11 protein-coding genes and 1 pseudogene are annotated in these 12,831 nt (G+C 64.2%); 8 read left to right on the top strand and 4 right to left on the bottom strand.

Going from position 1 to position 12,831, the window contains the following annotated elements:
- Window positions 1-22: 22 nt before the first annotated feature.
- The 3 genes and pseudogenes from glpD to ICJ04_RS15520 all read right to left on the bottom strand — a co-directional run.
- Window positions 23-1,470: pseudogene (gene glpD / locus ICJ04_RS15530) on the bottom strand (glycerol-3-phosphate dehydrogenase); the annotation flags it as partial.
- Window positions 1,471-1,684: 214 nt separating this feature from the next.
- The gene (locus tag ICJ04_RS15525; RefSeq protein ID WP_188325075.1) at window positions 1,685-2,368 is read right to left on the bottom strand and encodes an OmpW family outer membrane protein; all 684 of its coding nucleotides are present in this window, start codon (window positions 2,366-2,368) and stop codon (window positions 1,685-1,687) included.
- 254 nt (window positions 2,369-2,622) lie between these two features.
- Window positions 2,623-3,300 (bottom strand): OmpW family outer membrane protein, encoded by a 678-nt coding sequence (locus tag ICJ04_RS15520; protein ID WP_188325074.1) that lies wholly within the window; start codon window positions 3,298-3,300, stop codon window positions 2,623-2,625.
- Between the two features lie 185 nt (window positions 3,301-3,485).
- Here ICJ04_RS15520 and ICJ04_RS15515 point away from each other — a divergent pair, with 185 nt between their 5' ends.
- The 3 genes from ICJ04_RS15515 (at window position 3,486) to lpdA (ending at window position 7,901) form a co-directional block, all read left to right on the top strand.
- Window positions 3,486-4,001, top strand: coding sequence for a DNA-deoxyinosine glycosylase (locus ICJ04_RS15515; RefSeq protein ID WP_188325073.1), 516 nt, complete (start codon window positions 3,486-3,488; stop codon window positions 3,999-4,001).
- A 241-nt stretch (window positions 4,002-4,242) separates the two neighbouring features.
- Window positions 4,243-5,973, top strand: a complete 1,731-nt coding sequence (gene aceF, locus ICJ04_RS15510; RefSeq protein ID WP_188325072.1) for a dihydrolipoyllysine-residue acetyltransferase — start codon at window positions 4,243-4,245, stop codon at window positions 5,971-5,973.
- 107 nt (window positions 5,974-6,080) lie between these two features.
- Window positions 6,081-7,901, top strand: coding sequence for a dihydrolipoyl dehydrogenase (gene lpdA, locus ICJ04_RS15505; RefSeq protein WP_188325071.1), 1,821 nt, complete (start codon window positions 6,081-6,083; stop codon window positions 7,899-7,901).
- Between the two features lie 955 nt (window positions 7,902-8,856).
- Here the strand turns inward: lpdA and ICJ04_RS15500 are convergent.
- The gene (locus tag ICJ04_RS15500) at window positions 8,857-9,675 is read right to left on the bottom strand and encodes a hypothetical protein (RefSeq protein ID WP_188325070.1); all 819 of its coding nucleotides are present in this window, start codon (window positions 9,673-9,675) and stop codon (window positions 8,857-8,859) included.
- Between the two features lie 469 nt (window positions 9,676-10,144).
- Here ICJ04_RS15500 and ICJ04_RS15495 point away from each other — a divergent pair, with 469 nt between their 5' ends.
- From ICJ04_RS15495 to ICJ04_RS15475, 5 genes are all read left to right on the top strand, one after another.
- Window positions 10,145-10,510: a hypothetical protein gene (locus tag ICJ04_RS15495; RefSeq protein WP_188325069.1), complete on the top strand. Its 366-nt coding sequence runs from the start codon at window positions 10,145-10,147 to the stop codon at window positions 10,508-10,510.
- Between the two features lie 32 nt (window positions 10,511-10,542).
- Window positions 10,543-11,331 carry a F0F1 ATP synthase subunit A gene (atpB, locus tag ICJ04_RS15490; protein WP_188325068.1) on the top strand — a complete coding sequence of 263 codons (789 nt, stop codon included), beginning with the start codon at window positions 10,543-10,545 and terminating at the stop codon, window positions 11,329-11,331.
- Between the two features lie 65 nt (window positions 11,332-11,396).
- Complete coding sequence (gene atpE, locus ICJ04_RS15485; protein WP_188325067.1) at window positions 11,397-11,699, top strand: F0F1 ATP synthase subunit C; 303 nt, start codon at window positions 11,397-11,399, stop codon at window positions 11,697-11,699.
- A 114-nt stretch (window positions 11,700-11,813) separates the two neighbouring features.
- Window positions 11,814-12,284 carry a F0F1 ATP synthase subunit B gene (locus ICJ04_RS15480; protein ID WP_188325066.1) on the top strand — a complete coding sequence of 157 codons (471 nt, stop codon included), beginning with the start codon at window positions 11,814-11,816 and terminating at the stop codon, window positions 12,282-12,284.
- A gap of 1 nt (window position 12,285) precedes the next feature.
- Window positions 12,286-12,813: a F0F1 ATP synthase subunit delta gene (locus ICJ04_RS15475; RefSeq protein ID WP_188325065.1), complete on the top strand. Its 528-nt coding sequence runs from the start codon at window positions 12,286-12,288 to the stop codon at window positions 12,811-12,813.
- The last annotated feature ends 18 nt before the right edge of the window (window positions 12,814-12,831 follow it).

Here is a 12,831-nt window from a genome sequence, read left to right as displayed (position 1 = left end):
GCGCCACGTCGTGCTGCTGCACGGCATCCAGCGACAGCCCGAGCAGCGTGCGTCGCCACAGCAGATCGTCCACGTGGCGGACCCACTCATGCAGATACAGGTACTCGGCCTCGGCTTCATGCAGATCCGCACCGAAGTGCGTGCCGAGCGCGTCCAGCGATTCCGCGTTGCCGAGGATGCGTGCCGCGCGGCTGCCATAGCTGCGCGCCCAGCGTGCAGCCAAAGGCGCTGGCAGCCACGGCCAGCGGGTGGCCAACCAGTGCCTCACCTGGGCCGGCGTGCCAAGGTCGCCGCCAGGCAACACGGGCCCCTCTGCGGTCCATGCCGGCGCACTCGTACCGGCTTCATGCACCAGCAGGTCCACCGCCTCTTCGGCCAAGCGGCGGAACGTGGTCAGCTTGCCGCCCAGCACGTTGAGCAGGGGAGCGCCTTCGACATCCAGGTCCAGGCGATAGTCACGCGTCACTGCACTGGCAGCGGCATGCGCATCATCCAGCAAGGGCCGCACACCGCTGAAACTCCACAGGACATCGTCTGCACCGATCTGCCGCCGGAAGCTGCGGTTGACCGCCGCGCACAGGTAGTCACGCTGCGCCGGGTCTATCCGCACACGCGCCGGGTCTTCGTCGAAATCGACGTCGGTGGTGCCGATCAGGCTGAAGAGATCTTCGAACGGAACGACGAACACGATGCGCCCGTCCGGCTGCTGCAGCAGGTACGCATGGCCATGGTCATGCAGCGCCGGCACCACGATATGGCTGCCCTGCACCAGCCGTAGCGGCGTGCTGCGACTGAGGCTGATGTCCTCGGTGAAGCGCGAGGCCCAAGGGCCGGTGGCATTGACCAGCATGCGGGCCTGCACGCTATGCAGCTGACCGCGCTCGTCGCGAAGATCGACGCACCATCCACTGGGTTCGCGCCAGGCCTGCAGGCAGGTGGTACGGGTCCAGATGCACGCCCCGCGTTCGTGGGCATCCAGCGCGTTCAGTACGACAAGCCGTGCGTCGGCGACCTGCGCGTCGGCATACAGGAAGCCCCGGGTGACGCTGTCGCGAAGCGGCGCGCCGAGGGCAGTGCCGCGCAGAGGGCAGTGCCGCGCAGAGGGACGCGCCGCGACCGTGGCAACGTATCCCAGCGCGGAGCCAGACGGTCGTACACCATCAACCCCAGACGGATCATCCACGCAGGACGCAGGTGCGGCTCGTGGGGCAGCACGAAGGGCAGGGGATGGACCAGATGCGGCGCGAGACGCATCAGCACCTGGCGTTCGGCCAGCGCCTTGCGGACCATGCCGAATGCGCGGTGTTCGAGGTAACGCAGGCCGCCATGGATCAGCTTCGAGCTGGCACTGGAGGTGTGGGCCGCCAGATCGTGCTGTTCGCACAGCGCCACCTTCAGTCCGCGGCCGGCAGCGTCACGGGCAATGCCCACGCCATTTATGCCGCCGCCCACCACCAGCACATCGAACATGATCGGGTGACCTTGCCTGCGCTCCGCCTTGGTGGTGCGAGCCTAGCGCACCGGCGGTGGCAGAAACCTCCCATCCGACAGACAGGGCCTGTACGCGGTGCGCATACGCGTGAGAGTGGCGCATGGGGTCCGGTGCCCTTGACGCGTCATGCCGCAGAAACGACAACGGGCCCCGAAAGGCCCGTTGCGTTGCGACGCTGTCTGGCAGGGAGGCTTAGAAGCGTGCGCCGATGCCGAAGCCGACGGTCCACGGATCCATCTTGGCCTTGCGGCCGCTGTCCACGCCGCTCTCGGTGACCTTCGAGCGGGCATTCAGGTAGCGCGCATCCGCGCGGGCGAACCAGGTGGAGTTGATGTTCATGTCGACGCCGACGGTGCCCATCGCACCCTTGGCGGTCTCCAGGCCGACGTGGCCGACAGCACCCGGCACGGCGAGCTTTTCATTGCTGTAGTTCGACTCGAAGTAGCCCACGCCCACGAACGGACGGAACACGTTGTCGGCCTGGCCGAAGTGGTACTGGCCGCTCAGTGCGATCGGCTGCTGCTGCAGCGTACCGATGCGCGTGCCGGCCGGACCCTTCACGGTGTGGTCGAACTTGTCGGCAGCACCCCACAGTTCAACGGCCCAATTGTCATTGACGTAATAGCTGAGGCTGATGGTCGGCGCCGAGCCGCCATCCGTCTTCTGCGAAACGCCCTTGACGGCGTCATTCTTCGGCTGCAGCAGCGCAATGCCGCCGACGACGGCGAAGTGCTTGCCGGACGCGGTTTCATTGGCGGCGACAGCGTCGGTGCCGGCCGGGCGCTCGACCGTGGTCGACGGGCTCTGGGCAAACGCCGCAGGGGCCAGGGCGGCGCTGATCAGCAGGGATAGCGGCAGGGTGGTGATGGATCGCATGGGGTAGCTCCTGAATCTGGAAGTGGGTGAGCCCCCTTCTGCGGGGCGCGGCGAAAACGGTAAGCCGCGCAACATGAATCGATTCCAAGGAGGATTAAATTTTCGTTCCCCGTACCGCATGCAGGGGTCAAAGCCCTTGCGCTGCAGGGTTTTTGATATATGACGTATATGGCTATGCGTCGCGGGTGACATGTCAGAAACGACAACGGACCCCGAAGGGTCCGTTGCGTTATGACGCTTTACTACCGTGACGCTTAGAAGCGTGCGCCGATACCGAAGCCGACGGTCCACGGATCCAGCTTGGCATCCGCGCCGGTGCCCTGGCCGCCCACCTTCACTTCCGGACGGGAGTGCATGTAACGCGCATCCGCACGGGCAAACCAGGTGGAATTGATGTTCATGTCAACGCCGACGGTGCCGATGGCGCCCTTGGCGGTTTCCAGCCCGATGTGCTGGGTGACGCCCGGTGCGACCAGGTCTTCATTGCTGAAGTTCGACTCGTAGTAACCCACGCCCACGAACGGACGGAACACGTTGTCCGCCAGGCCGAAGTGGTACTGGCCGCTCAGCGCGATCGGCTGCTGTTCGACCGTGCCCAGGCGTTCGTTGCCGACGCCGCGCACGCGGTGGTTGAACTTGTCTGCTGCGCCCCACAGTTCAACGGCCCAGTTGTCGTTGATGTAGTAGCTCAGGCTCAGGGTCGGCGCCGGGCCACCATCGAACTTGCGGATGCCGTCGATCGGGTCATTCTTCGGCTGCAGCAGGGCGACACCGCCGACAACGGCGAAATGCTTGCCCGATGCAGTGTCGGTGCCCGTGGAGTAGCTGCTGTCTGCCGGTGCAGCCGTGGTGGTGTAGTCCTGCGCGAACGCGGCCGGTGCAAAAGCGGCGCTGGTCAGCAGGGACAGGGTCAGGATATTGATCTTACGCATGGGGGTATCTCCTTCGATTACTGTTACAAGGCCCCCGTGGCGGGGTGGGCATCAACGTATTCCTCCGCACATGAATCAATTCCTACGGACGTTAAAAAATAGTTGGATGCGTTCAGCCAAGTCGCGTACAGCCTTGCAATTCCGTGTTTTCGGCAGTCAATTCAGTTCATGCAGATGGTGGAAATGTGATTGAAATCGACGTCTGTACCGGCCTGTCCGCGCAGATCGGGGCGGATTGCCGGGTGCTGGTGCTCGGTTCGATGCCCGGCCTAGCGTCCCTGCGCCAGGCGCAGTACTACGCCCATCCACGCAACCGTTTCTGGCCCCTGATGGCGCTGTTGGCGGGTGTCGAGCCTTCCGCGCCCTACCCGCAAAGGCTGCAGCAGCTGCACAAAGCGGGCATCGGCGTATGGGACGTGATCGGGGAGTGTCGACGCCGGGGCAGCCTGGATGCGGACATCGTGCGCGGCAGTGAAGTGCCCAACGCGCTGGGGCCGGCCGTGGCGGCACTGCGCGATCTGCGGCTGATCGCGTGCAACGGCGCTGCGGCCCACCGCGCGTTCCTGCGCTTCATCGTGCCGGTCGGTGGGAATCCGCAGGTGCCGGTGTTGGCCTTGCCATCGACCAGTCCCGCCAATGCGGCCGCCTCGCTGGGCGCACTGCAGCAGGCCTGGCATCCCGTGGCCGACGCCCTGCGGTAGCGCGGCTTGGCCCAGGCGAGCATCGAAAACGACGACGTCAGGGCATTGGTCGACTGGCTCGATGCGGACAGTACGCCACCGACTGGTGACACCGTGCAGCGTGTCGCCACAACGCAACGGCGTAGGCACAACAGCGTGTCCCGGGACAGTGCGGACTGAAAACGCCATCAACGGTTGGCGAGGGGGGCGTGCTGGCCGCACAATAGAGGATTCCCTACACCAGATTGCCGGAGTTATCCCCATGGCCGAAATCAAGGAAGCCCTCGTCCCCGATATCGGTGACTACAGCGATATCCCGGTAATCGAGGTGCTGGTCGCCGTCGGCGACACGGTCAAGAAGGACCAGGGACTGGTCACGCTCGAAAGTGACAAGGCCACGATGGAAGTCCCCTCGTCGGTGGCCGGTGTCGTCAAGGAAATCAAGGTGAAGGTCGGCGACAACCTGTCCGAGGGCAAGGTCGTGGCGCTGATCGAAGTGGCGGAAGGCGATACCGCCCCGGCTGCCAAGGCCGCCCCTGCACAGGCTGCTGCCGCGCCGGCGCCGGCCAAGAGCGCTGCCCCGGCTGCTGCTGAAAGCGCGCAGGCCGCTGCGCCCGCACCCGCTGCCAGCGGTGGTGCCGTTGAAGCGCTGGTGCCGGACATTGGTGATTATTCGGATATCCCGGTCATCGAGATCCTGGTGGCCGTGGGCGATACGGTGAAGAAGGACCAGGGCCTGGTGACGCTGGAAAGCGACAAGGCGACGATGGAAGTCCCGTCGTCGGTCGCCGGCGTGGTCAAGGAAATCAAGGTCAAGGTCGGCGACAACCTGTCGCAGGGCAAGGTCGTGGCGATCATTGAAGCCGAAGGCGCTGCCAGCGCTGCGCCGGCTCCGACCCAGGCCAATGCCGCCACCAACGAAGCCGCCGAAACCGCCACCAAGGTGGAACCGGTGGCGGTGTCGGCACAGCCGGACAAGCTGGCCCAGCGGGAAATGGCCAGCGCGCCGTCTGCCGGTGCGCCGACCAGCCCGCCGGTGCAGTTCAATGCCGACAGTGTGCTGCCGGCCAAGGTGCCTTACGCCACCCCGGCGGTACGCGTGTTCGCCCGTGAACTGGGTGTGGACCTGCTGCAGATCAGCGGCACCGAGAAGGGTGGGCGCATCACCAAGGGCGACGTGCAGAAGTTCGTCAAGGCCGCGTTGACCGGCGGTACTGCTGCCGGCGCCGCTGCACCGGCCGCCGCCGGTGGTGGGCTCAACCTGCTGCCCTGGCCGAAGGTCGACTTCAGCAAGTTCGGCGAGGTTGAAGTCCAGCCGCTGTCGCGCATCAAGAAGATCTCCGGCGCGAACCTGGCCCGCAACTGGGCGATGATCCCGCATGTCACCCAGTTCGAGCAGGCCGACATCACCGATCTGGAAGCCCTGCGCGTGGCCCTGAACAAGGAAAACGAGAAGGCCGGCATCAAGCTGACCATGCTCGCCTTCCTGGTCAAGGCCAGTGCTGCGGCGCTGAAGAAATTCCCGGAGTTCAATGCCTCGCTGGATGCCAGCGGCGAGAACCTGACCCTGAAGAAGTACTTCAACATCGGTTTCGCCGCTGACACCCCGAACGGCCTGGTCGTGCCGGTGGTGCGTGACGTCGACAAGAAGGGTGTGGTGCAGATCGCGCAGGAATCCGGCGAACTGGCCAAGAAGGCACGTGACGGCAAGCTCGGCCCGGCCGACATGAGCGGCGGCTGCTTCTCGATCAGCTCGCTGGGCGGCATCGGCGGCACGGCGTTCACCCCGATCGTCAACGCGCCGGAAGTGGCCATCCTGGGTGTGTCCAAGTCGTCGATCCAGCCGGTCTGGAACGGCAAGGAATTCGCGCCCAAGCTGATGCTGCCGCTGTCGCTGAGCTACGACCACCGCGTCATCGATGGCGCACTGGCCGCCCGCTTCACCACGTACCTGTCGCAGGTGCTGGCCGACATGCGCCGCGTGCTGCTCTGATCGAGCCCGCAAGCCCCCTCCGTGTGGCCGCCGCGATGCGCGCGGCCGCGTGACGAACTGCAGCAGACGCCCGCCGGCCTTCCCGCGCGGGCATGAAGGAAACCACCATGGCCACGATTGAAGTCAAGGTTCCCGACATCGGCGATTACAGCGATGTGCCGGTGATCGAAATACTGGTCGCCGTTGGCGACACGGTGAAGAAAGACCAGGGCCTGCTTACCCTGGAGTCGGACAAGGCGACGCTGGAAGTGCCGTCCTCGGCCGCTGGCGTGGTCAAGGAAATCAAGGTGAAGCTGGGCGACACGCTGTCTGAAGGCGCGATCGTGGTCGTGCTGGACGCCGAAGGCGAGGGCGCAGCCCCCGCTGCACCGGCCAAGGCAGCCGCACCCGCCGCACCCGCCGCCGCCGCACCGAACAGCAAGCCGCCGGTGACGCCGTCGCATCGTGCGCCGGCCGAACCGGCTGCACCGAAGCCGGCCCTGTCCTCGGGCAAGACCGCCGACATCGAATGCGCCATGGTCGTGCTGGGCTCCGGCCCCGGCGGCTACACGGCTGCCTTCCGCGCGGCCGATGTGGGTCTGGATACGGTGCTGGTCGAGCGGTACACCAGCCTGGGCGGTGTCTGCCTCAACGTGGGCTGCATTCCGTCGAAGGCGCTGCTGCACGCGGCTGCGGTGATCGATGAAGTCGCCCACGCCGGTGATTTCGGTGTCGAGTTCGGCGCCCCGAAGATCACCCTCGACAAGCTGCGCCAGTACAAGGAAAAGGTCGTCGGCCAGCTGACCAAGGGCCTGGCCGGCATGGCCAAGCAGCGCAAGGTGCGCACCGTGCAGGGCGTGGGCCGCTTCGTGTCGGCCAACGAACTGCTGATCACTGCCGAAGACGGCAGCACGCAGTTGCTGCGTTTCCAGCAGTGCATCATCGCGGCCGGCTCGCAGGCAGTGAAGCTGCCGAACTTCCCGTGGGACGACCCGCGCGTGATGGACTCCACCGACGCGCTGGAACTGGCCGAGGTACCGGGCTCGCTGCTGGTCGTGGGCGGCGGCATCATCGGCTTGGAAATGGCCACGGTGTATGCCGCACTGGGCAGCAAGGTCACCGTGGTCGAGTTCATGGACCAGCTGATGCCGGGTGCCGACAAGGATCTGGTGAAGCCGCTGGCCGACCGCTTGAAGAAGCAGGGTGTCGAGGTCCATCTGAAGACCAAGGCGTCTGGCGTCAGCGCCGACAAGACCGGCATCACCGTGACCTTCGATGCGGCCGCAGAGGGTGAGACGCCCGCGCTGCGGAAGGGCACCTTCGACCGCGTACTGGTGGCCGTGGGCCGTTCGCCGAATGGCGGCAAGATCGATGCCGACAAGGCTGGTGTGCAGGTGTCTGACCGGGGCTTCATTCCGGTGGACCGGCAGATGCGCACCAATGTGCCGCACATCTTCGCGATCGGCGACATCGTCGGCAACCCGATGCTGGCGCACAAGGCCACGCACGAAGGCAAGCTGGCGGCGGAAGTGGCTGCCGGCCACAAGAAGGAATGGGTCGCGCGGGTGATTCCGTCGGTGGCTTACACCAATCCGGAAATCGCGTGGGTGGGTGTGACCGAGACCGAAGCCAAGGCCAAGGGCCTGAAGGTCGGCGTGGCGAAATTCCCGTGGGCCGCCAGCGGGCGGGCCATCGGCATCGGCCGCACCGAGGGCTTCACCAAGCTGATCTTCGACGAAGAGACCCATCGGATCATCGGCGGCGCCATCGTCGGCGTGCATGCGGGCGACCTGCTGGCGGAAATCGGCCTGGCCATCGAGATGGGTGCGGAGGCCGAGGACATCGGCCACACCATCCATGCGCATCCGACGCTCAGCGAATCGGTCGCGATGGCATCTGAAATCTACGACGGCACGATCACCGATCTGTACATGCCGAAGAAGAAGTAGTCTCTCGTTAGATCTGCTCTTCATCAAAAGGCCCGGGCATTGCCTGGGCCTTTTCTTTGGGCGCGATCGCATTGGCGGGTGCCATTACACCATCCAGCGCGCAGAGGGTTGGGACACTCCAGTTGTTGTCTTTGTCGCAAGTCCTGGAATTGCGCTCGATGCGGCGCGTAATCGGGCGCACACGTCAGCGAAGGTCGCATGTCCATCCGCATGCTAGAAAAGGCTGGTGCCGTGATTCATGGAACATCACGAGGCAGTTTCGCCTACGCGGAAAGCGGAGTGCCGAGTACTCCCGGTACGGCTCTTCCTTATTACGTCATGAATCGACTCAAACGAAGATGGTTTCGCTGTCAACGCATGGCAGCCCATTCGTCAATCTGAGGAAAATATCGTGAGCAGATCAATCACCGTCGCTACACTTCTGGCAGCTGCATTGGCGCTTTCCGGCGTGGCAGGTACAGCGGCTGCAGCCGGGGACCAGAATCAGTACCCGGGCGGTCAGAATCAATACCCCGGAGACCTCAATCAATACCCCGAAGGTGAGAATCAAGTGCCAGGAGCCAAGCTTTGGGTGTGCGAGGTATCAATGGTCAGCGATACCGTGCCTGTGGATGTAGTTGTCTGGGCGCTGACTATGAAGGACGCGATTGAGCGTGCGGCCGCGCGGGCTGGGGACGGTGCGCGCGTTCATGGATGCGTGAACGCCAATCAGCACAGGCCTTGAGCACTTGGCACGCGCTTTCGCCTGAGCGAAGCAGCCGTGCAGCGGGTAGGGCAGCCCGCGGCCTTCCAGCATGTTGAAGTCGACGAAGGCGATCCTGTCGAAAGGGGCTGCCTGGCAGCTGCGAACCCGCGACTGATAACCGACCAACACCCTGCACGCAGCATGCGGTAGCGTGCTCAAACGAAAAACCCCAGGCAGGCCTGGGGTTTTCTATTTCGCCAAACTAATGGATCAGAACGAAAGGCTGACGCCCGCGACCGGACCCTTGAACTCCTGCTTCAGACCGATCACGCCGTCGCTGCCGCGCTGATCGACGTCCAGCTTGAACCAGTCATAGCCAGCGAAGATGCCGAACGTATCGGTCAGGCGGTACTCGACGATCGCATTGGCGCGGCTCAGGTCGCCCTTGTAGTCATCGAAGTTGCCCCAGCTGGTGTTGAGGTACTGGCCCTGAAGATTGATCATCCAGCGATCCGCCGGATTGAAGGTCATGCGCGCGCCGACCACCGGGGCCACGCCGTTTTCCTTTTCATCCAGGAAGCGGCCGTTGTAGACGGTGCCCAGGTCCGCGAAGCCCTTGGCGCTGATCTGTGCCCACTCGGCACCGATCTGCAGGCCCAGGTCGAAGCGGTCGGTGTCGACGACGGAGTAGTCATACACCAGCGTGGCGACCTGGTACTTCAGTTCGGCCTTGACGAAGCTGCCTTCCGGCACGCTGATGTCGCCGAAGGCGATGCCGTCGTTCAGGGTCTCGCGGCGATCTTTGTCCCACTTGAAGTAGTCGAAGATCAGGCGCTGGCGGTCGCTGAAGCGGAACACGCCGTCGACGCGCGGCTCCCATTCCTTACCGCCCATGCTGAAATCTTCGTTCAGATTCACGTCCTGCCCGGCAATGGTGGTGCTGCCGCGGATCGTGTTGTCGGTATCGATGTTCATCGCACCCAGGCGCAGCGTGAAGCGGTCGTCGCCTTCAGCAGCGTGCGCGGTAGATGCGAAGCCGGCGCCGACGGCGACCAGCGAGAGAGCAAGCAGGGTGGGAGCGGAGCGCATCGGCGAAATCCTTGCAGTGGTTCAACGAAAGTTGCGCCACTATCGCTAACACCGCGTCCACCATTCGTGAAGGTATGGTGGAGAACGCGTCAGAAAAGGCTTAATGCACAGAACCCGAGTGTCGCCGGCAGGCACCGATACAGAGAAAAAAAGTCCCGCCAGGCAGTGGCGGGACTCGGTTACCGACCTGCAAACTGCGCCGACGAGGATGAGAGAGGGCAGGCCGAGGGGTTGGACACCGGTCCGCGACCAAAGTTCAATGGTGCACTGCGACATGGCCCCGACCCCCGCTGGGCCTGATTGTCCCGCCCCCGGATGGAAAAATCCCGGCCATCCCGTAACTTGCACCGATCCGGTATGAACACGCAGCGGTTGTCTCGCAAATTGTCCCATTGCTATAATTTGGCGGCTCGACGAGGCACCACGCTGCTGCCTCACGCCTTTCCACTCCAATGTGCGGGACGTCTCTGTGCTGAATTCCGTTGATCCGGGTCGGCGACTGATGCTGCGCGCCGCGGTCTATCCGCTGGCGGCAGTGATTGTCCTGGCCCTTGGCTTCCTGCTGGTGAGTCCGAAGCATGCGCTGGGCGCACTGCTGTCCGGGCTTGCGGTTTCAGCCGGTGGCTGGGTGGCGGCACGGATGGCGCTGGGGGGCGGTGTACAGGCGGCAGGCTCGGCAATGGCACGGCTGATCATCGCGGTGGTGGCCAAGTGGGCGGTGGTGTTTGGTGTGCTGATCGTTGGATTTCTGGTATTCAGGCTGCCCGCGTTGGCACTCCTGGCCGGTATCGCGGTTGGCTTGATGTTTCAGGTCCTGGCTCTGGCCAGGCGTTGATCGAATTTCTAAATAACTAAGGTTCCGGACACATGGCAGGCGAGGCGTTGACACCCACCTCCTACATCCAGCATCACCTGCACAACCTCACCGTTGGGCATGGCAGCCCGTGGGCGCTGCACCTGGATACCATCGCCACGTCGGTCCTGATGGGTCTGGTGATGGTTTTCGCTTTCTGGATGGCGACCCGCAATGCCACGGCCGGCGTGCCGGGCAAGTGGCAGGCCTTCGTGGAAATCTGCCTGGAGTTCGTTGACCGGCAGGCCAAGGACACCTACCACGGCACCAGCAAGCTGGTGACGCCGATCGCGATCACGATCTTCTTCTGGATCCTGTTGATGAATCTCATCAAGATGATCCCGGCCGATTTCATCGCCATGCCGCTGGAAGCCCTCGGTGTGCCGTACTGGAAGCCGGTCCCGACCGCTGACGTCAATGCCACCCTCGGCATGTCGATCAGCGTGTTCTTCCTCATGCTGTTCTTCGCACTGCGCTCCAAGGGCATTGGTGGATTCACCAAGGAGTTCCTGACCGCGCCGTTCGGCAAGTGGATGCTGCCGTTCAACCTGATCCTGAACATCGTCGAGTGGCTGAGCAAGCCGATTTCGCTGGCGATGCGACTGTTCGGCAACATGTTCGGCGGGGAAATCGTCTTCCTGCTGATCTGGGTGCTGGGCGGTGCAGGTATCGCCGGCATGTTCGCAGGCGCCTTCGCCGGCTTCGGCTGGATGCTGTTCCACCTGTTGGTGATTCCGCTGCAGGCTTTCATCTTCATGATGCTGTCCATCGTGTACCTGAGCCTGTCCGAAGACAGTCACTGAGTTTCGCTGCACCCTTCATCCGTTAGTTTCCATATCCCTTAGCAATCACGTTCCCGGAGAAAACCATGTACTTCGCCGTCCTGACCAATCTCGCCCAGGTCCAGAGCTCCACCGTCCTCGCCGTCGGCATCATGATCGGCCTGGCCGCGCTGGGCGCAGGCCTGGGTCTGGCCATCATGTCCGGTAAGTTCCTGGAATCGGCCGCGCGCCAGCCGGAACTGATCCCGGTGCTGCAGGTCCGTATGTTCATCACCGCCGGCCTGATCGACGCCGCGTTCATCATCTCGGTCGCCGTGGGCCTGCTGTTCGCCTTCGCCAACCCGCTGGTCGGCGAGTTCGTCTCGCGCCTGCCGGCAGTGGCTGGCTGATCCAGCCTCTGTGAAACGACCGGGCACCGCTGGTGCCTGGTATCGGATGAAGGTTCGGGGGTGCCGCCCACCGGGCGGCACTTCCACCCCGTCACCACCGACTGAGCGAATAAAATGGAAATCGGTTTTACACTCATCGCCCAGGCCCTGGCCTTTGCAGCCCTGATCTGGATCATCGCGACCAAGATCTGGCCGCCGCTGATGAATGCGATCGAAGAGCGCCAGCAGAAGATCGCTGAAGGTCTCGCCGCTGCCGATCGCAGCCAGAAAGATCTCGCCCAGGCCCAGGACAAGGTCAACGAAGCCCTGAAGGATGCACGCGGCAAGGCCAATGAAATCATTGACCAGGCCCACGCGCGCGCCAACCAGATCGTTGAAGCCGCCAAGAATGAAGCGATCGCCGAAGCCAACCGCCAGAAAGAACTGGCCCAGGCTGAAATCGACCTCGCCGCCAACCGTGCCCGCGAGGAGCTGCGCAAGCAGGTGTCCGCGCTGGCCGTAAGCGGTGCGGAGAAGCTGCTCAAGCGCGAAATCGATGCCAACGCCCACAAGGCGCTGCTCGACGAGCTGGCTTCGGAGATCTGATATGAGCCAGGCCCTCACGCTTGCCCGCCCTTACGCCCGCGCCGCCTTTGCGACCGCGCGTGACGAAGGTGCGTTCGCGCCGTGGACGGATGCGCTTGCGTTCTCCGCCCATGTCGCCGCCGACCCTCGCGTGTCGGCCCTGCTCGCCAACCCGGAGCTGGGCCGCGACGACGCCGTCGCGCTGCTCGCCCCGGACCAGCGCAGCGAGACCTTCTCGCGGTTCCTGTCCATCCTCGCCGATGCCCGCCGCTTGCCGCTGCTGCCGGAAATCGCCGGCATGTACGACCAGCTGCGCGCCGAAGCCGAACACGTGGTGAAGGCCACGGTGACCTCGGCCAACGAACTGTCGCCCGGTGAACTGGACGCGATCAAGGCTGCGCTGCGCAAGCGCTTCGGCCGCGAAGTGGATGTGTCCACCGCGGTGGATGCGTCGCTGATCGGCGGCGCCGTGATCGACGCCGGTGACGTGGTCATCGACGGTTCGCTGAAGGGCAAGCTCGCCCGTCTGCAGACCGCACTCGCTAACTGAATTCAATTAAACGTCCGG

This window comes from Stenotrophomonas sp. 169 (assembly GCF_014621775.1).
Lineage (GTDB): Bacteria > Pseudomonadota > Gammaproteobacteria > Xanthomonadales > Xanthomonadaceae > Stenotrophomonas.
The sequence above is the reverse complement of the archived record's forward strand: the minus strand, read 5'-3'. Positions and strand labels throughout refer to the sequence as shown.

Coding starts and splice junctions, on each gene's coding strand:
- ICJ04_RS15525 (WP_188325075.1), bottom strand. CDS start 2,368: ATGCGATCCATCACCACCCTGCCGCTATCCCTGCTGATCAGCGCCGCC.
- ICJ04_RS15520 (WP_188325074.1), bottom strand. CDS start 3,300: ATGCGTAAGATCAATATCCTGACCCTGTCCCTGCTGACCAGCGCCGCT.
- aceF (WP_188325072.1), top strand. CDS start 4,243: ATGGCCGAAATCAAGGAAGCCCTCGTCCCCGATATCGGTGACTACAGC.
- lpdA (WP_188325071.1), top strand. CDS start 6,081: ATGGCCACGATTGAAGTCAAGGTTCCCGACATCGGCGATTACAGCGAT.
- ICJ04_RS15500 (WP_188325070.1), bottom strand. CDS start 9,675: ATGCGCTCCGCTCCCACCCTGCTTGCTCTCTCGCTGGTCGCCGTCGGC.
- atpB (WP_188325068.1), top strand. CDS start 10,543: ATGGCAGGCGAGGCGTTGACACCCACCTCCTACATCCAGCATCACCTG.
- atpE (WP_188325067.1), top strand. CDS start 11,397: ATGTACTTCGCCGTCCTGACCAATCTCGCCCAGGTCCAGAGCTCCACC.
- ICJ04_RS15480 (WP_188325066.1), top strand. CDS start 11,814: ATGGAAATCGGTTTTACACTCATCGCCCAGGCCCTGGCCTTTGCAGCC.
- ICJ04_RS15475 (WP_188325065.1), top strand. CDS start 12,286: ATGAGCCAGGCCCTCACGCTTGCCCGCCCTTACGCCCGCGCCGCCTTT.